15 protein-coding genes and 1 pseudogene are annotated in these 18,252 nt (G+C 53.5%); 15 read left to right on the top strand and 1 reads right to left on the bottom strand.

Going from position 1 to position 18,252, the window contains the following annotated elements; all coding sequences use genetic code 11:
• The first annotated feature begins 49 nt into the window (after positions 1-49).
• Positions 50-3,868, top strand: coding sequence for a tetratricopeptide repeat protein (locus tag AMM41_RS10045; RefSeq protein ID WP_194944711.1), 3,819 nt, complete (start codon positions 50-52; stop codon positions 3,866-3,868).
• 3 nt (positions 3,869-3,871) lie between these two features.
• Here the strand turns inward: AMM41_RS10045 and AMM41_RS10040 are convergent, their stop codons facing one another.
• Complete coding sequence (locus AMM41_RS10040) at positions 3,872-5,098, bottom strand: hypothetical protein (RefSeq protein WP_089957135.1); 1,227 nt, start codon at positions 5,096-5,098, stop codon at positions 3,872-3,874.
• 221 nt (positions 5,099-5,319) lie between these two features.
• Here AMM41_RS10040 and AMM41_RS10035 point away from each other — a divergent pair, with 221 nt between their 5' ends.
• The 14 genes and pseudogenes from AMM41_RS10035 to AMM41_RS21885 form a co-directional block, all read left to right on the top strand.
• Positions 5,320-5,757, top strand: coding sequence for an H-NS histone family protein (locus tag AMM41_RS10035; RefSeq protein WP_089957133.1), 438 nt, complete (start codon positions 5,320-5,322; stop codon positions 5,755-5,757).
• A gap of 118 nt (positions 5,758-5,875) precedes the next feature.
• Positions 5,876-6,814, top strand: coding sequence for a hypothetical protein (locus AMM41_RS10030; protein ID WP_089957130.1), 939 nt, complete (start codon positions 5,876-5,878; stop codon positions 6,812-6,814).
• 11 nt (positions 6,815-6,825) lie between these two features.
• Positions 6,826-7,863 carry a hypothetical protein gene (locus AMM41_RS10025; protein ID WP_194944710.1) on the top strand — a complete coding sequence of 346 codons (1,038 nt, stop codon included), beginning with the start codon at positions 6,826-6,828 and terminating at the stop codon, positions 7,861-7,863.
• Positions 7,864-7,880: 17 nt separating this feature from the next.
• Entirely contained in the window at positions 7,881-8,921 is a 1,041-nt protein-coding gene (locus AMM41_RS10020) for a hypothetical protein (RefSeq protein WP_194944709.1), read from the top strand.
• A 37-nt stretch (positions 8,922-8,958) separates the two neighbouring features.
• Positions 8,959-9,171 carry a hypothetical protein gene (locus AMM41_RS10015; RefSeq protein ID WP_089957122.1) on the top strand — a complete coding sequence of 71 codons (213 nt, stop codon included), beginning with the start codon at positions 8,959-8,961 and terminating at the stop codon, positions 9,169-9,171.
• 26 nt (positions 9,172-9,197) lie between these two features.
• Positions 9,198-9,434 (top strand): EscF/YscF/HrpA family type III secretion system needle major subunit, encoded by a 237-nt coding sequence (locus AMM41_RS10010; RefSeq protein ID WP_089957119.1) that lies wholly within the window; start codon positions 9,198-9,200, stop codon positions 9,432-9,434.
• A gap of 34 nt (positions 9,435-9,468) precedes the next feature.
• Complete coding sequence (locus tag AMM41_RS10005) at positions 9,469-9,903, top strand: hypothetical protein (RefSeq protein WP_089957116.1); 435 nt, start codon at positions 9,469-9,471, stop codon at positions 9,901-9,903.
• A gap of 17 nt (positions 9,904-9,920) precedes the next feature.
• Positions 9,921-10,295, top strand: coding sequence for a tetratricopeptide repeat protein (locus tag AMM41_RS10000; RefSeq protein WP_194944708.1), 375 nt, complete (start codon positions 9,921-9,923; stop codon positions 10,293-10,295).
• Positions 10,295-10,966 (top strand): hypothetical protein, encoded by a 672-nt coding sequence (locus tag AMM41_RS09995; protein WP_089957111.1) that lies wholly within the window; start codon positions 10,295-10,297, stop codon positions 10,964-10,966. The genes AMM41_RS10000 and AMM41_RS09995 overlap by 1 nt, the downstream gene beginning before the upstream one ends.
• Positions 10,967-10,969: 3 nt before the next feature.
• A complete protein-coding gene (locus tag AMM41_RS09990; protein ID WP_089957105.1) occupies positions 10,970-12,427 on the top strand; it encodes an FHA domain-containing protein in 1,458 nt (485 codons plus the stop codon).
• A 27-nt stretch (positions 12,428-12,454) separates the two neighbouring features.
• The gene (locus tag AMM41_RS09985; protein ID WP_194944707.1) at positions 12,455-16,642 is read left to right on the top strand and encodes a hypothetical protein; all 4,188 of its coding nucleotides are present in this window, start codon (positions 12,455-12,457) and stop codon (positions 16,640-16,642) included.
• Positions 16,643-16,647: 5 nt separating this feature from the next.
• Positions 16,648-17,136: a tetratricopeptide repeat protein gene (locus tag AMM41_RS09980; RefSeq protein ID WP_089957099.1), complete on the top strand. Its 489-nt coding sequence runs from the start codon at positions 16,648-16,650 to the stop codon at positions 17,134-17,136.
• Between the two features lie 27 nt (positions 17,137-17,163).
• On the top strand, positions 17,164-17,631 hold the full coding sequence (locus tag AMM41_RS09975) for a tetratricopeptide repeat protein (RefSeq protein ID WP_089957097.1): 468 nt from the start codon (positions 17,164-17,166) through the stop codon (positions 17,629-17,631).
• 157 nt (positions 17,632-17,788) lie between these two features.
• Positions 17,789-18,252, top strand: a pseudogene (locus AMM41_RS21885) (hypothetical protein); the annotation flags it as partial.

The raw sequence follows: 18,252 nt of genomic DNA, 5'->3' as shown, positions 1-18,252 counted from the left end.
CTTGTCATGCATGGACCGTCATCCATCCCTTCCGTCAGGGTCCAAAATAATGCCAAAACTGGGAGAGATACAGGCCTTGTTTGACAAGGCATTGGCGGCAATGGATCAGGCGCAATGGGCGCAAGCTTTGGTGGATCTTGATCGTGCCGTGCTCATGGATGGCTGGCGTGCAGGATTAAGGTTCAACCGGGCATGGTGTCGTTTGCATTTGGGTGACCTGAGTGGGGCGCAGGACGATCTGGAAACTTTGTTGGTGATGCACAGCGATCATGCCCAGGCGCTGGCTTTGCTTGGGCGGGTGCACTTGGCCTCTGGCAAGTTGAGGGAAGGTGCGGTGCACTTGACCCGGGCACAGCGCTTGGAGCCCGACAACGCAGATCTGGCCAGGCAGGCCATTCGGTCTTGGCTGGTGGTGCCCGACGCGATAGAGCCACTTTTGGATTGCGCCATGGAGGTGGCACAACGTGGCCTACTTGAGGCATCCGATTTCGAGCAATTTTTGCCATTTGTGCATGCCACTCCCGGTGGGCCGGCCTTGTTGCATTCTTGGTTGATTGCTCTTTGTCAATTGCCCAAAGAGCGGGTGCAAGAGTGGATGTTCAAGGCGTGGTGCATCGACTGCGAAAACCGTCACGATTTTATTCAATTGGCAGTGGCCGCACGTCTTTGGTTGGAGCGTTTTGAGACATCGGCCAAGGCCCTCGACAGCCTGATCATGGCTTTGGCGGCCCGAGGTGATTTGGATGCAGCTGTGCCTTTGGCTCTGGAGCGAGTACGCCAACACCCTGGGAAAGCCGATCAGACGAAAGAACTGGTTCGCCATCTGATGGCCACCAAAAACAGGGCGTCGACCATGTCGGCCGTCACTTTGCTCAGTCATGCCATCAGCCGAGAGCCCGACAATGCCATGCTGTGGTGTTTGCGTGGCGACATCAACTGCCAATTTTTTCAAAAGGACGATGCGGCTTCTGACTACCGGCAGGCTTTGTCGATCGACCCCGGCAATGCCATGGCGCATGCCGGATTGGCTGAAGCCCTCGCTCAGGATGGGCGCTTTGATGAAGCTCTGGCTTTGCTGCACGAGCACGAATGGGCTGAATCTGACAAGGGACTGGTGCTGCACACCCTGGGTGCCGTGTTGCGCAGAGCAGGCCGATATGAGCAAGCGCGTGAGACACTGGAACATGTCTGGCAGAACACTGGCCACCCAGCTGCGGCATTTAACTTGGCATTTTGTCTGTTGGCCCTTGGAGATTACCCCAGAGGCTTTGCTTTGTTTGGGTATCGGCGTGACACCGGGTGGGCCAACAGAATTGGCCATCGGGCGCAGTCCATGGGTGCCCGTCTGTGGACGGGTGACTTGAATGCCTTGCAAAACAAGCATTTGCTGGTGACCACTGAAAACGGCATTGGTGATACTTTTCACTTTGCACGTTATTTGCCCCGTTTGTTGGCGTTCTCAGGCAGTGTGACTGTGATGGCACAGGTGCGTACGGAGCGACTGCTTCAGTCGATCCATCCCGATTTAGAGGTGATGCCTGAGCGAGGCGTTTTGCCAGTGCGCGATTGGGTCTGCGACATCATGGACCTGCCCGGCTTGCTGGGTGCCAGACTGGACCAAGCCGAGACACTGGGCCAAGCCCATTGCATGGCACCTGATCTGGATGTTTTGCAGCAGGTGCGTTCTCAGTTGGGTCCCGCTCGTGGTTTGCGCGTGGCTTTGGCTTGGACGGGAACACGCAGCTCGATTGCCGAGCGCAGCATTCCTCTTCATTTGTTCGCCGAATTCGAATGGCCTGGCGTCGAGTGGTTCAGTTTGCAATACGACGAATGGGTGCCCGAAGATCAAGTTGCAGCCAAAAAGATGGGAATGCGGCAAGAAAAATGGCGCTTTGACGAAGTGGCTGCCGCCATGACTTTGATGGATGTGGTGGTCACCATCGACACGGTCTACGCCCATCTGGCGGGGGCTTTGGGTTTGTCGCCTTGGGTATTGCTCAATGCCCAAGTAGATTGGCGCTGGCAGGACATGGGTGGACCCAATGCGTGGTATCCGCAGGCGCGACTGCTGCGAGCACCTGAACTCGATAACTGGCGTCAGGTGTTGGTGCAATTGCACGCTGAGTTATCAGGCATGTCCGCCCAACGGCCCTTGGACCCCACAAGCCCACCACTGCCCGTACCGAGCTTGGCTCCATCTGCAGAAATGATGCCCCTGTGGTTGGGTCAATTGAGCGATGCCGCACAGCGGGGTGACTGGTTGGATGCGGCGGATGCATTCAAGAAGGGCTTGTCGGAGGACGACGACAGTTCATGGCTCATTCGTGCCTTGGAATTACTCCTGCCCCATATTGATGGTTCGTCTTCACTCATTCAACCCATGCTGGTCAGACTCACGCGGCGATGGTCCAAAAATGAGGATGTGCCTGCGGATGAGTTCAGCGCCATCGCCATGGTCATGTTGCATGCTCGTCGCCCACAAGAGGCGATGAACATGACACTTCTTTCCGTACAAAAAGCCCCGCATGACATTCGCAGCTGGGTTCAGCTGGCCATGGCGTACAAATTGGTCAACGATCCTGAGGGTCATTTGCATGCAATTCGCCGTGTGTTGGCGCTGGCCCCGTCCATGAAGGCAGTTCAGTGGTTGACTCAGCAAAACAGCTTGATGAGCGGCCAACTTGAGGAGGTCTTGACAGTGGCCCAAGCCGAATGCCGCAGTGCCCGTGATGCAGGTGATCAGCAGGCTTTGATTGAGGCTTTGTTGTGGCAGGCGGCCACTTGGAAGGCGATGGCACGTTTGGATTTGGCCGCGCTGGATTTTCGAGAAGTGTTGTCGATGGAGCCTGACGAACCTCGTGCTCACTGGGGTTTGGGGGAGGTTTTGGCCTTGCAGGGCGACTATCTGGAGGCCGCTCCCCATGTCTTGACCCGTTTGACCATCAGGTCTGCAGTCGGAGGTTTCAAGCGGCATGCGGTGTCCATGGGCGTCCCTGAATGGGTTGGCGGCCCGCTGTCGGACTGGTACAACCGTCACATGGTGGTGATTGGCAACAATGGTGCCGGAGACACCTTTCAGTATGGACGGTTCTTGCTGCATATGGCGAAACAAGGGGTGCGCATGACCCTGTGTTTCCTCAGTCACCATGCGGTGGTGGTTCCCTCTTTGCTCGATGGCGTGAAAAAAGCGGGAGGCCAGATGGCCTGTGTTGAATTTTCGGAGGACACATTGCCTGAGGGCGCTGACTGCTTTGTGCAACTCGAATCTTTGCCTTGGTTGCTGGGGGTCACGCCCCAAAACCTCTCAGATTGGTCCGCCAAATTCATCGACATCTGCCCGGAAAATCAATCGCGTTTGGCCCAGCGCATGGCTTGGGTTGATCGACCCAAAACCTGCATGCGAGTTGGTCTGGCATGGCTGGGGCAGTCTGCGGGGGAGGGCATTCGCCGAACAGAACTGAGGCAACTGGCAGAGGCTTTTGCCTCAGCAGGTGTGATCGGGTTGGTCGAGTTTTATGGCTTGCCCATCGAAGCTTTGACCGATGAGGAAAGGGAGACTGCACAGCTCTTGGGTATGGTGCATCCTCAGTGGTCGTTCGAAGATGAAGCCGCTGCCCTGGTGCAAATGGACTTGGTGATCAGCATTGACACTTCGCACGCACACTTGGCCGGTGCATTGGGGGTGCCCTGCTGGGTCCTGTTGAAGTTGGTGCCAGACTGGCGCTGGGGCATCCAAGGTGAACACTCGCCTTGGTATCCGCATGCTCGTTTGTTTCGACAGGTGCATGCCAATGACTGGGACGATCCCTTGCGCCAGGTGGCCGTGGCATTGCGGCAAATGGCCCAAAGCATGGGCCATTTGCAATGATTCTCAAACGTTGTTGGTGACCAATTCCCGCTCTGAAGCCGCCACAACTTCATTGCGGATCAAATTGGCGATGTCCACATAAAAGGCCACCGATTGTTTGGCCAGGTTTTGCAAATAGTCCTCGTCTTCAACCACAGCACGGATGATGGCCTTGGCAACATCTTGGAGCAGGCTGGTCTGTTCTGGCAAGGTCAAATCATTCAGGCCCAATTCGTCGGCATTTTCAGCCAAGGCGTCGGCCAGGTTGATGACCAACTGTGGGTCTGACAAGGCTTTGAGCAGATCGAATTTGACTGCATTGATCGCCTGGTTTTCACGTGCCAAAGCCACATTCGTCTTCACCACGAAGCCGTCTTTGTTTTGCTCGTACTCCAACTCGGTCAAAAAACGCGAAATTTCTGGATTGATCAAATTGGACAGGTCAGCGGCAGCTTGCAGTTGAGTGTTGAGCGCTTGAAATCCAATTTGGGTCAGTCGGCCTAATCTGGCGGTGTCTTGTTGACCCGTGATGGCATTGCGTGCCGCCAATCGAGCGGCTTGAAATTCAGAGGAGTTGGCGCGGACCAGTTTGCCCAAGGCTTCCTTGGTGATCTCATCAAAACCCTTGTCTGCAGCAGTGCCAGTGGCAGGACCTGCCTGGCCCTGAAAGCGCGTCTGCAACTCCACGGCAGTGGACAAGTTGCTGGTGGCCAAACCCAGTCGGGCAATATTGGCCTTGATGTCCTGTGCATTGCCCGCTGCCACCGCAGCCACAGTGTCCCGGTTTCGACCTGTCAAAAGACCCAACAAGCGGATGAGCGTTCCCGTGTCCAGATTTGACAGATCGAATTGCAAATTGGCCTCCGGAATGGATGAGAGCAGTGGTCCAAATGATTGCGTCGCAGCAGATTGGCGAAACTCTTGGGATATTTGCGCCATGAGCCAGTCAACAGCCACGCTGTCACTGGCGTTGGACTCACCTGCTTTTTCGATGGCATAAGCAGCAGCACCATCGATTTGTCTGCCCAATTGGGTCAGTGCGGCAGAATTAGCTGCGGTGTCGCTTTTGTCAACTTTGCTCAGCTTGAATGAGCCCTCTGATGTGGGGATCAGGTAGAAATTTTTGGTCTGGTTTGCAGCAAGCCAGTCTGCTGGCGGTTGATAGGCCGCCGATTCGGCGATCGCCTGGAAATTGTCTGTGAAATACGAAGCCACCGTTGAGGCGACATTGGTGTTGGCCTGAAGTGCCATGTGGGGGGTCCTTTCAAGTGATCGGATTCGGGATAGCAAATCCGCTTGGAAGAATCTTCACACGCTGAAAAGGTGGATGCAAAAGTTAATCGGCTCAGTGGCTGAACCCGAGCATGAGTGAGTGAACTTTTTTCAAAATCGCTGACAACGCTGACTTGCCTCAGAGGTTTGATAAAATTCAACCTTAGTATAATATACTAAGGAACTATGTCTTCACTCGCATGATCAAACCCCATATTTTGATGTCGGCCGAAACGGCTCTGAACTCGCTGACCGAGTTGGAAAACTCATTGCTTCGACTGCAGCAACAACGATTGCAACTGGAGCAGCGTGAGAAATCACTTTTGACAGCCATGGGTCGCGCATCGGAGACGCAGTTGGCCGGTTTGATGCTCGAATCAGGCATTGGGACACAGGCCTTTGCAGAATTGGTGCGCAGAACCGTGCAAAGCAGTGTGCGCATGCCTGGCAGCGAATCTGAAAACTTGGCGCAACCCTTTGTGCGCAAAGCGCCGATCAAATTCAGGCATCCCGACAAACCCGGCTTGGTGTGGTCAGGTCGAGGAAAAACGCCCTTGTGGATCAAAGAGTTGGAATCAGATGGGCGACTGGATGAGGCCAGATCTTTGGATGATGAGGACGACGACGATGACTTTTGACCCTGAGCAACTGGGCGCAATGAATGGAACCACTGCACAGATTAACTTTTGTGCCAAAAAAGTTTCGTGCGGATACTCACTGTTCATTCGCATGCAACATTGATCGGGAATCTTCACCATGCCTGTCAATAATTTAGGATTCGGCAGTCTGGCCTCGGTGGCTTGGACGGACATGAACGGCACACTCGAGGCGGTTGGGACATCGGACACCACTTCGGCCAATGCCAAGGCGCTGGCCGAAGTCAACAAAAACAAAAGCAAAGCCGAGACCATTGCCAACGGCTTGCTCTTGGCCATCAAGGCGTCGGTCAACCAGGAATGGACCCAGTTTTCACTTTTTGATTTTGTGACTGACAACACGGTTTCGGGACAAACACGTGTAGAGACCCTGAGCGACTGGACCAGTTTTATCAAAAAGTCGATTGGCTTTGAAGTCTCGGCCACCAAAAGCCTGTCACCGGCCGAATGGCGACGCGTGGCGGCAGACCTGCAGGATTACGCGGCCAAGGAGGCCTCTAAGCGCGACACCACGAACGGTGGTGGCATCAAAAACGTCAATGGCCATTGGTACATCAATGGCCAACAGGTCGCCTTGCTCGACGTTTACATGGCAGTCCGAGTCAATCAGGTGGCCAACTTCGACGATGCGGTGAACATCTACATCGAAGAACTCAACAGCAACAACACCTTGGTCAAGCAAGCCAACGACTGGCTGGCCAAAATGCGCAAGCTCAAACCTGACAACACCACAGACGCTGTCGCGTGGACTGCAGTCACCGCGCAGGCCGCCAGCTGGCAGAGCACCTGGGGCACCGCCTACAACCCCGCATCGGTTTTTATGCCCAATGCAAATCAGACCACCGGAAAAGCCGATCGGGTAGATACCTGGATCGAAGAGGTCAAGTCTTACGTGGACAGCAAAGACAGCGACAACCAGACGGTGCAGCAAAAGCTGGAGCAAATGACCAACCGCCGAGGTGAGGTGCTCGAGGGCTTGACCTCCTTTGTCAAATCGCAATCACAAACTGGGCAGTCGTTTGCCCGCAATCTGGGTTGATGGGGAAGGCCATGGCATTGACATCCGTTCGCATCAGTGGGGCCAGTTCACTCTATACCAGCGAGCTCACGGGCACCAATTTGGGGACCACCGAGGCGGACACGCTGAAGGAGAAAACTGACCAAGCCCTGGCGCTGGCCAGCAGCATTCGTGATGCGATTGCTGCTGCACGCAGCTCGGGTGATGTGGCTTTTCGACCCAGCGATGCCTTGTTGACCTTGCCCGAAGGTCTGACTGACACGCTCCGCGATGAATTGTTTGCAGAGCAGATTGGACGCAATTTTGGTGGTGGTGCTCTGAGTCTGCAGCAGTGGGCCGAGGCCGCCAATGCACTGGAGGCTTGGGCGGGCAAAGCACGCTCCACATTGCCGCCCGCTTTGGGTGGGGGCATTCAGTTTGTCAACGGACTTTGGTATGTCAATGGTAACTCTCTGACTTTGTCAGAGGTCTACTTGGCCAACCGTGTGAACATTTATGCCCAAATGGACAACTTGCTGACCCAATCGCTCAACTCGATCGCGGCCAACAATGATTTGACCCACACATTGACTGTGGGACTGAAAAATCTTTCGACAAAGCTCTCCAAGTGGTTGTCATCTTTGAATGAGGATACCGTGGCTGCTGACGATACGAAGGGCTCTTGGTACTTGATTGGTTCTGACCTTTATACACAATCATCTTCCCCAGATTACGTGACGTCAAGGGCAGATGGCACTGGTACGATTCCTTGGGGTGCGGAGTGGCTCAAGTTTGTCAAGTGGTCTAAGGAGACCAATGGCGACCAAGGCATTGCCAGTAAATTCAGCTCAACATCCTACGACTGGGCTGCAAGCTTTCAAAATGTCAATTTGAACCGTGTCGATGCTTTGGCCTTGCGTGACGAGTTGCAATCTTTTGTGGACAGCAAGTCGGCCGACAACCAGGTGGCTCAGATGCGCACCGAATCCGTGTTCACGCAAAGGGCCAACGTGCTGGAAGGCATTGGCTCCTTCATGAAGGGCCAGCAAAGCTCGGCCTCTTCTGCTGCGCGCAATCTGGCGGGTGGCTAAGGGCAAGGAGCGTCAAGATGCCTGTTTCAACCACCGCAAGGGCCAGCACTTACCGCTCTGGTTTGCTGGCCACCGAAGTCACCGGCATCGGCTTGTCGGGCACTGCGGTAGACCAGCTGCAGCGCGAGCTTGAGCAAACACAGACTTTGCTGGACGCCATCACCCTGGCCGTGGACCGTGCCCGAGCTGCGGCTGTGAATGGTTTCACAGCCGACAGTGCCTTTCTGGACATCCCCACCGAGTTGTCGACCACGACGCGGTTGCACAACGGCATTTCGATGAGCACGCTGGACTTCCTGTTTTCACGGGTGATCCAACGGACTTTTGAGCAGTTGCCACCGTCATCGCCTCGGGCCGCTCTGTATGCAGGCTTGCCCGACCACGGTGCATTGTCTTTGCATGAGTGGTCCGATGCCGCTCAAAAGCTGGAACAGTACATGGCTCAAGCGCGTTCGCGCCTGCCAGTGGGCTTGGGTGGCGGCATCACCATGGACCAGGGTGTTTGGTATGTGAACGGCGAGCGGTTCAACATGGCCGAGCTGTTTGTGGCCGTTCGCATGGGTAATTTTGTGAACACCGAAGCCCAAATGTCACGCGCCATCGAGCAGGTCAACACCAACAACCGTTTTGCTCGTGATGTGTTGGCCATGGTGGTGGACATGACCCGCATTCGGGCACAACGCGCCAGAGACGTACCCGACAAAAATATACGTACCTTTGATGCCGATACAGGTTTCAAAGACGTGGTCGAAAAAACACGAGACGGTCGAAGCTACGAAATGTCTGATCTCGAGACCCTCGGGGCCCGATTCCCCAACAGCTCGATCAAGGTCGCTGCAGATGCCGCACGCAGCGGGTCCACGCTCAGTTTGGTGGAGTACGTGGGGGCGATTGACGAAATGCGAAAACTGTTCGACACACTCAACGCTGAAAACCAGGTGGCACAACTCAAAACGGAGTCTATCCAGAACGTGCGCTCCAATTTGTTGGAAAGCATTTCCAGCATGCTCAGGAGTTTTCGTGCGGAAGTTTCTGCGGTTCGACGGAATCTCACTTGAAAAATAAATTCCAGACATGATCAATCAAATATTACCGATGACCGATTTGGGACGCTTGCTCAGTGGCCCCAAAGCCAGCGAACACTTAGAGCAGCTTCGCCAAACATTGGACAAGGAATTGAGCCGCGTGCGTCAACGGATGACCAAAGGCTTAAGCAAAGAAGACTACGTACACGCTTGCAAGCGGGTCGTGGCTCTCAACCATGCGCAAGTGGTGCTCAAGTCTGTGCACATTTATCTGGCGCATTAATTTTAACTTTTCACAGGAGATTCATCATGGCTATCGCAAATTTAACAGTTAACGATGTGTTCACGGCTTTTAACACAGGGGCAACATTAGCTGGAACCAATCTTAAGACGGCGATTGATTTGGCATCTGATAATGTCAACGACCCCACCAATTTGATCAAAATGCAAAAAGAATTGGCCAACTACAACATGGCATTGATGGTGCAAAGTTCGGTGGTCAAGTCGATCGAAGAAACCGCCAAAAGCATCACTCAGAAGCTTTAAGCCTGTGGGCTGAAGTTCCTGCAGGAATTCGTGCGTGGAACGCATTGACATCAACCATTTGCTGGCGCATGGGTCCATGGTGGACTTGGCCGAGGCTGCGCGTGCGCTGGCCCGGCCAGTTGAGCCGGGCATGCAGTCTGATGTCTTTCTTAAAAAGGCCGAGGCTTGGGCCTATCAGACTTACTTCCTGTCCAAACTCAATGAGGTCGAAGAGGCGCAAGGACGATTTGGCCTGACGCCAGTCGATGGCTTGGTGATGGGTTTTTTGGAAGATCGTGTGGCTCCCTCCAACCGGCTTCCGACGGGACATCTTTACGAGCCGGCGATACACGACACCATGGAACGCTTGGTGAGTTTGTTGGATGGACCACTTGGCGATGAAGCGGCCGATGTGCTGGATGTTTTGGACCGTGATCTGGAGATGCGCGACTACCTGTTGCAGCGTCGGTTGGAGCATTTTTTCAGTTGACGTTCATGGAAATCACCATGTTGAATCGCAAAACCTCTGACTTTCTTTACTGGCATGCTGTGTCCAAGATGCGCATGGCCGAGTTTGATGCCGCCGCTAAATTGTTTCGTTTTTTACAGCAAGCCATCCCTCATCGCAACGATGTTGTGCTGGGCCGGGTGTACTGCTTGATCAGGATGGGTGAGTTGGATGCCGCCACAGAATTGATGCATGAGCTGCGACGCCATCCGGTCAGGGGTGATGAAATGGCACTTTTGGGGCGCTTGCACCGCCGCTGCGACCATGAGCGGGCAAGGAACCGCAAGGGGAAAATGGCCACTTCACGCACGGATGTTCGGCTGCCCCACACGCTGGGTGATGACAGCATGGCCCGCCAAGTTTGGGGGCATTGATGTCGACGATGCACTCAAGTGATTTCTCTGCGCCGATCAAGGCTTTGACATTGGACGACTTGCCTGTGTGCAAGCTCAATTCATCGCAAAACAATGCCATGTTGACTTGGTGCAGCAGGCGCATTTTTTCAATCGGAGGTGTCGATCTTCAATTCGAACCCGTCTCTGATGTGAATTCACTGTCCCCTTCGACCCTCTGGATGCAACTGGATTTTGCAGGATCCTCATGTGTGCTGGCCTTGTCAGCCGCATGGGCAGCCGCATTGATTCAGCAGGATGGATGGACATTGGATGCCATGGATGATTTGAGCTTGGACATGTGGTGTCGTGTTCGATGGGCGTCGCATTTTCCAACAGGACTTATCTTGATGCAATCTTGTTTCAATGTGGAGTCCTTGGGGCCTATGGCCCTTGAGGGGAAGACGCCATTGGCCTGGATTGGGCGCCATGCATCGTCACAAGAATTGTCTGGTCATGAATTGCATTTGTGGACGCCAGACCATTTCCCTGTCCAGGCACTCGCTGAACTTGTGGGTCAACAGGCGAAGGCCGTTCTGACTTCACCTTTGTCAGGTTTGCCCATCACATTGCCGATGGTCGCTGCCCGTTGGTGTGTGGATGCAGAGGATTTGATGGATCTTGCGGTCGGTGATTTGTTGTTGATAGGCTGATGGATGAAACAAGACGCCGTGATCAGCCAGATGTCGAGTGCTCGGATGACAGAGACCATTTTGGTCATTTTGGGCAGCGAAGAAGCATCACCTCCCGGATTCCTGCTTGGGGCATCTCGTTTGGTCGTAGGTGCAGGCGAACAAGACGATGTATTTTTGTCGGGTGTGGGTGTTGTGCCCTCACATTTGCGCCTGATTTTTGTTGATGACCGCATCACGATATTGGCAGCCAGTCAAGAAATAAGAATCAACGGCCTTGTTGTTGATCAGTTTCCAATTGACTTGGAGCCATTGCAAGTATTGAGTCTCAGTGCCGATACGCATGTCACATATGGCCCCGTCGGTTCTGCATGGCCATCCGTTCCTCATTGGGAGATGCCGGGTGATGAGAGCAATGCCGAAGAACTCCCATCAGAGGAGCCGGCTTCGGCAGCGGTGGAGAACTCACTTGAGGGATCCCATGAAGACATCCATTCATCGCCCCATGTTCCGTCAGTGGACCAAGTGATGACGACACGAGACAAGGTCAATGCCTCCGCGCGACTGGGTGTATTGGTGTTGGTCGTGTCTTCTTTGGTGGTAGTGGCGCTTGTTTTGTTTGATGTCTTTTGGGGGCGACGTGAAGTGGTGGCACCCCAGGGACATGCCATTGAATTGTCTGAAAACATCTTAGACAAGTTGATCAGCATGGACAAGGCCGCCTATCGCTCGGTGCGCTTGGATCGGCGAGGAGATGGTGCCATTTCAATCAGCGGATTCATCGACTCAGAAGATGCCTACAGACGATTGTCTGAACAAGTTCGTCAGCAAGTGGTCAATTCAGGTGGCAACGTTCGGCTGGATGCGCTCACTTTGGAAAGGCTGTCGGCCTTGGTCCGTGACCATCTGGTGAGTTATCCCATGGGTTACAAGATAGATGCTGAGGGAGACAAGGTTCGTGTTCTGATTTTTGGGGTCAAACAAGATTCGATGATCCAAGAAAGATTGACAGCCGAATTGTCACGATTGGCAGACAGAATTGCGCCGCGCCAGCTCGAAATTGAATTTCAGCTGCAAACGGCTGATGCATTGGTTCAAGAGGTCATAGCTGCCTTGACCCGGGGGTCGATCACACAGGACATGCAAGTGCGCATTGAAGCCAATGGGGCTCGGATCACGGGCTTGGTCGCAGCCCCAGTGGAATCCGAAGCGAGAACAGCACTGAACAAAATTGTGGAAGATTTTTCTTCACGTTTGCCTTTGACAGTGGAGCTCAAGGTCGATCCCAAACTCAATTTCACAGTGGTGAGTTTGACGCAAGGAGGTCTTGAGTCTTCCGCCACCTTGATTCAACGCGGGAAAACACAAACATTCCGAGTGGGTGAGTCTGTGTTCAATACAGGAGAGTTGAGGGAAGTGAAGTCCGATGGCGTGGTGATTGCGTTAGGCCGTCGGGAAATGTTCATTCCCCTCATTCGATGAATAAAAAAAGACCCAAGGATCAAGCCCATGATGAACTTGACAGCCACGTCAGTCGATTCAGCATCTTTGGATGCTGTAAAAGATGTGTCGGACAGTGCGCAATCCACCATGAACCATTCGCTTTCGTTGAGCTTAGGGGTGGCACGTTCACGCGTTCCCACATCATCCGATGTGTCGCTCTTTCATAACGCGTTGAATCGATCTGGCGATGATTCAGAAGAGGTCATAGCCCTGACGGATGCGTTCAAGGCCTTTGTGACTGAACCTTTGAATAAGGCCAAAGAGAAGCTAGCAGTCACACCCTCGTGGATGGTCAAAAAAGACCTTGAGGACAAGTCTGATTCGACCCAGAGCAAACCGCTTGAGCCTGTTGTTGAAATCAAATCTGCCACAGCAGTTGCCCCATTTTGGAGGACATATCAAGAGGGTGAGCGCACTTCAGATTTGCCGCAGAGCAAACTGCCTGGGTCTGTGATGGAAGTCAAATCTAGCTCTGAAGGCGCTTTATCGTGGATGGTGCAAAAAGGTGCAGAGGCCAAAGCTGAATCCAAGCTCAACCAGCCCCTTGAGCTTGTGATCGAAGAGAAAACCGCCCCAGCGGTCACGCCATCGTGGACTGTGCAAAAAGGGGAAGAGGCAACAGCTGAAACCAAGCAGAGCCAGTCCCTTGAGCTTGTGATCGAAGCGAAAACAGCTCCAGCAGTCGCGCCAGCATGGGTGGTTCAAAAAAGCGCAGAGGTCACAGCTGAACGCATCCCGAGCCAACTGATTGGGCCTGCTATCGAAGTTAAAACTAGCCCTGCAGTCGCGCCATCGTGGACCGTGCAAAAAGGGGTAGAAGCTACAACTGAATCCAAGCAGAGCCAAGCACTTGAGCCTGTGATCGAAGCGAAAACCGTTCCAGCAGTCGCGCCATCGTGGACCGTGCAAAAAGGCTTAGAAGCGACAGCTAAAACCACGAAGAGTCAGCCCCTTGAGCCTGTGATCGAAGAGAAAACCGCCCCAGCGGTCGCGCCATCGTGGACCGTGCAAAAAGGGGTAGAAGCCACAGCTGAATCCAAGCAGAGCCAGCTCCTTGAGCCTGTGATCGAAGAGAAAACCGCTCCAGCAGTCTCGCCATCATGGATGGTGCAAAAAGGGGTAGAAGCCACAGCTGGATCCAAGCAGAGCCAGCACCTTGAGCCTGTGATAGAAGCGAAAACAGCTTCAGCAGTCGCGCCATCGTGGACTGTGCAAAAAGGCTTAGAAGCCATAGCCGAAACCAAGCAGAGCCAGCCCCTTGAGCTTGTGATCGAAGAGAAAACCGCCCCAGCGGTCGTATCATCGTGGATCATGCAAAAAGGGGTAGAGGCCACAGCTGAAACCAAGCAGAGCCAGCCCCTTGAACCTGTGATCGAAGCTAAAACCGCTCCAGCAGTCGCTTCATCATGGATGGTGCAAAAAGGGGAAGAGGTCACAGCTGAACGCATCCCGAGCCAACTGATTGAGCCTGCTTTCGAAGTTAAAGCTAGCCCTGCAGTCGCGCCATCGTGGACCGTGCAAAAAGGCTTAGAAGCGACAGCTGAAACTAAGCAGAGTCAGCCCCTTGAGCCTGTGATCGAAGCGAAAACCGCCTCTGCAGTCGCGCCGACGTGGACCATGCGAAAAGGCGCAGAGGTCACAGCTGAAAGCATCCCGAGCCAACGGATTGGGCCTGCTATCGAAGTTAAAACCAGCCCTGCAGTCGCGCCATCGTGGACCGTGCAAAAAGGGGAAGTGGCAATAGCTGAATTCAAGCAGAGCCAAGCACCTGAGCCTGTGATCGAAGCGAAAACAGCTCCAGCGGTCACGCCATCGTGGACCGTGCAAAAAGGGGAAGTGGCAATAGCTGAATTCAAGCAGAGCCAAGCACCTGAGCCGATGATCGAAGCGAAAACAGCTCCAGCGGTCGCACCATCGTGGATCATGCAAAAAGGCTTAGAAGCCACAGCTGAAAACATGCAGAGCCAGCTCCTTGAGCCTGTGATCGAAGAGAAAACCGCTCCAGCAGTCTCGCCATCATGGATGGTGCAAAAAGGGGTAGAAGCCACAGCTGGATCCAAGCAGAGCCAGCCACTTGAGCCTGTGATCGAAGAGAAAACCGCTCGAGCAGTCGCGCCAGCATGGGTGGTTCAAAAAAGCGCAGAGGCCAGAGTTGAACGCATCCCGAGCCAACTGATTGGGCCTGCTATCGAAGTTAAAACTAGCCCGGCAGTCGCGCCATCGTGGACTGTGCAAAAAGGGGAAGAGGCAACAGCTGAATCCAAGCAGAGCCAGCCCCTTGAGCCTGTGATCGAAGAGAAAACCGCTCCAGCAGTCGCGTCAGCATGGGTGGTTCAAAAAAGCGCAGAGACCAGAGTTGAACGCATCCCGAGCCAACTGATTGGGCCTGCTATCGAAGTTAAAACTAGCCCTGCGGTCGCGCCATCCTGGACCTTGCAAAAAGGGGAAGAAGCCACAGCTGAAACCAAGCAGAGCCAGCCCCTTGAGCCTGTGATCGAAGCGAAAACCGCCGCTGCAGTCGCGCCATCATGGATGGTGGAAAAAAGCACAGAGGTCACAGCTGAACGCATCCCGAGCCAACTGATTGGGCCTGCTATCGAAGTTAAAACTAGCCTTGCAGTCGCGCCATCGTGGACCGTGCAAATAGGGGAAGGGGCAATAGCTGAATCCAAGCAGAGTCAGCCCCTTGAGCCTGTGATCGAAGCGAAAACCGCTCCAGCAGTCGCGTCATCATGGATTGTGCAAAAAAGCACAGAGGCCACAGCTGAACGCATCCCGAGCCAACTGACTGGGCCTGCAATCGAAGTTAAATCTAGCCCTGCAGTCGCGCCATCGTGGACCGTGCAAAAAGGGGAAGAGGCAACAGCTGAATCCAAGCAGAGCCAGCCCCTTGAGCCTGTGATCGAAGAGAAAACCGCCTCTGCAGTCGCGCCATCGTGGACCGTGCAAAAAGTGGTAGAAGCCACAGTCGAAACCAAGCCAAGTCAACTGCTTGGGCCTGAGATCGAAGCGAAAACCGCCCATGCAGTCGCACCATCATGGACCGTGCAAAAAGGCGCAGCGGGCACAGTTGAAACCAAGCCAAGTCAACTGCTTGTGCCTGAGATCGATGAGAAAACTACCCTTGAAGTCGCGCCATCATGGACAGTACATAAAGAGGTAGAGGCTTCATCAGAGCCGAATCAGAGCCAACAGCTTGAGCCTGTAGCGGAAACTGCAGCATCCCCTGAAGTCGCAGCCTCTTTGGAGGGGGCCAATGGGGGTGTTGAAACGTCAGAACCTTCTGAAACAGAAGTGGCTCATGTCGCTGCGCTGAAGACACAAATCACGGCACGTATGCGGTGGTTAGAAAGGCGGCGTTTGATTGAGACCGATTTGAATCAAATCCATGCGCAGTCAAAGATTGATGAACGTGACGTGTTTGTTTTTTCACCTGAAATACAGCGGGTTCAAGCACAAGTGGTGGTTCAATCGGAGACGGTTGAAAAAAAATTCGGATCTGATGACCCGGTAACTGTGCAAGCTTATTCTCATGTTCAGCGCATGCGGTCTGATCTGCCTGAGACAGTGAACGTCGTGGATGATTTGCCCGCTAACGATATTTTTGTAAACCCGATGTCATTCACGTCCCCCTTGGCTGGATCAGGCGTGACCTTCAATTCCGGCAAAGAAGTTGGAATGAGCAGCGACACAGCATGGGTCAGTCGCTCCCTGCAAGGTACAGTGCGGACAACATTGCGAACATTGGCGCAGCGTGATCTTGAATCCTTGGATGCAGGTCGACCTGTCCAAATCACCTTGGATCAAGGTCAATTGCGAGGCGCTCAATTGACCTTGCAGGCGAAGGAAGGTTTGCTTGAGGTTTCGGTTTCAACGTCTCAAGCGCAACTTCGGGCCACTTTTGAATCGCAACAAGATCTGTTGGCACAAGGCCTTTTACGGGATATAGGCGCTGTTCGATGGATGGGTTTACAAGACGCTGTTCAAAGTTCGACAAGCAGCAGCGGCAACAGTGAGTCCGATACTTCTTCCGCAACTTCTCAACAAAATTCACAAGGTCATGAATCGGGCCAGCAAAATCAAAATCGATCCCCTTCATCAGATCCAGAAGAGATGTCCATGCCCATAAAGCAAGTGGATAGAAGCCAGGTCATTGCTGATGCACAAAGTCTCCGTGCATTTTTGGGTCTGTGAGTGGTATGAAAGGGATTGAATCTGATTTTTCGAGGAACGTCATGGCGGACCCAACATCTTCGTTGGCGATTCTTGGACACCGATACTACTTGCACGGTATGTACGCTGAATCAGCCAAATTGTTTGAGTTCATCCTCCGCCATGAGCCGACTTGTTCGGAGCATTACTACGCTTTGGGTAAAGCCCTTCATGCCTTGAAAAAACACGACCAAGCAATCAACGCCTACATGCGTGCCATTCGTTTGGGACAAGCTGATGCTGAATTGCATTTTTATATGGGTCAATGCTTGTTGTTTTTAGACAGGCTGGATGAAGCTGGACATTCTTTTGAGACTTGTTTGCGCATGCCAGGGCTTCAGCACCACAACGAATCGTATCTCAAGCAAAAAGCCAAGCAATTGTTGCTGCTGGTCCACCGACATAAGAAAAAACTGGGCGGTCAAAAAGAGCCTCTTGATACAGCGGCAGTCTCTTTGTCATTTCCACAAATCTGAACATCATTCAACATCAAAGGAGTCGCTATGAATGAACCTCAAAAATTAGATTTCTTGACGGCAGCTAAGGCCATTGAGCAGGGGAAAAATTTGCACGAAGTGGCTGGTTTGTCCAGAGATTTCATTCGTCTGCTTTATGCCACCGCAGTTGGACAGTATGAATCGGGTCAATACATCGATGCACTGGAGTCACTCCATCAACTCACTGTCCTTGACAACAGGAACGCGGACAATTGGGCATTGTTGGGCAATTGCCTGCTGCGCATGGGCATGTTTGCGGAGGCAGTGACGGCTTGGCGAGTGGCGTTGTCTGCAGCGCCATCTTTTGCAACCGCAGCGACGGTCACCCGCACCGCCGTGGCCCTGAAAAACAAAGAGGCCTCAGCAGAGGGACTGATCGTTGCGCGTTTGCATCGGAAAACCCCTGAGCAGTTTGCAGAATACGAAGCACTTTTGGACAGTTGGAATCTGATGGCAAGTGCTGTAGGGGATTAAATTTTGTCTTCCTAAAATCTTTCTCCGATAGTTAAGCATCTTCTCGTTAACTATCGAATTGGAGTGCATCATGAGTGTCAGCGGTCTCGGTTCAAATACCCCTCCCATCATCATTACCGAAAACAAGTTGCCCCCACTGGGTCCTGACGGAAAACCTTTGCCTCCTCCTGGTAAAGAAGTCGACGGTGAAAAAGGTGTTGTTCCAGGGGGGACCAGCGAAGACGGCGGCGAGGTGCTTTTGGATGCCGATGGCAAACCGATCGAGAACCAAGCCAAGCCCGAGGGCGGTGGTGCAGGGGGTGACGGCAAAGGCGAGGGAGATGGTGGCAGCAAAGATGGCTCGGGCCAACAAATATCGGGGGGGGCTGGCGCTGTAGGGGGGACTGGAAGTGTCACCGTTGTTCAACTCCAAGGCGCTCAGGAATTGGACCTTCATGCCTTGGTCGATACCGATTTCGGGTCTACAAACGGTGCTGGTAACGCCCTGTCAGTTCCCGAGATTGCACCACCTCCGCAAATGGGTAATTTGTCCACATCCGAATTGATTCAAATTGTGCGGACACGTGCACGAGAGACGGCGCAATTGCTGATCAAAGCGACGGCTGAAGAGCGTCGTGTAGG

The sequence above is a fragment of the Limnohabitans sp. 2KL-3 genome (genome assembly GCF_001269405.1).
Taxonomy (GTDB): Bacteria; Pseudomonadota; Gammaproteobacteria; order Burkholderiales; family Burkholderiaceae_C; genus Limnohabitans_A.
The sequence above is the reverse complement of the archived record's forward strand: the minus strand, read 5'-3'. Positions and strand labels throughout refer to the sequence as shown.

Bases quoted from the DNA above. Each gene is read 5' to 3' on its own strand.
- AMM41_RS10045 (WP_194944711.1), top strand. From the start codon at position 50: ATGCCAAAACTGGGAGAGATACAGGCCTTGTTTGACAAGGCATTGGCG.
- AMM41_RS10040 (WP_089957135.1), bottom strand. From the start codon at position 5,098: ATGGCACTTCAGGCCAACACCAATGTCGCCTCAACGGTGGCTTCGTAT.
- AMM41_RS10035 (WP_089957133.1), top strand. From the start codon at position 5,320: ATGATCAAACCCCATATTTTGATGTCGGCCGAAACGGCTCTGAACTCG.
- AMM41_RS10030 (WP_089957130.1), top strand. From the start codon at position 5,876: ATGCCTGTCAATAATTTAGGATTCGGCAGTCTGGCCTCGGTGGCTTGG.
- AMM41_RS10025 (WP_194944710.1), top strand. From the start codon at position 6,826: ATGGCATTGACATCCGTTCGCATCAGTGGGGCCAGTTCACTCTATACC.
- AMM41_RS10020 (WP_194944709.1), top strand. From the start codon at position 7,881: ATGCCTGTTTCAACCACCGCAAGGGCCAGCACTTACCGCTCTGGTTTG.
- AMM41_RS10015 (WP_089957122.1), top strand. From the start codon at position 8,959: ATGACCGATTTGGGACGCTTGCTCAGTGGCCCCAAAGCCAGCGAACAC.
- AMM41_RS10010 (WP_089957119.1), top strand. From the start codon at position 9,198: ATGGCTATCGCAAATTTAACAGTTAACGATGTGTTCACGGCTTTTAAC.
- AMM41_RS10000 (WP_194944708.1), top strand. From the start codon at position 9,921: ATGTTGAATCGCAAAACCTCTGACTTTCTTTACTGGCATGCTGTGTCC.
- AMM41_RS09995 (WP_089957111.1), top strand. From the start codon at position 10,295: ATGTCGACGATGCACTCAAGTGATTTCTCTGCGCCGATCAAGGCTTTG.
- AMM41_RS09990 (WP_089957105.1), top strand. From the start codon at position 10,970: ATGAAACAAGACGCCGTGATCAGCCAGATGTCGAGTGCTCGGATGACA.
- AMM41_RS09985 (WP_194944707.1), top strand. From the start codon at position 12,455: ATGATGAACTTGACAGCCACGTCAGTCGATTCAGCATCTTTGGATGCT.
- AMM41_RS09980 (WP_089957099.1), top strand. From the start codon at position 16,648: ATGAAAGGGATTGAATCTGATTTTTCGAGGAACGTCATGGCGGACCCA.
- AMM41_RS09975 (WP_089957097.1), top strand. From the start codon at position 17,164: ATGAATGAACCTCAAAAATTAGATTTCTTGACGGCAGCTAAGGCCATT.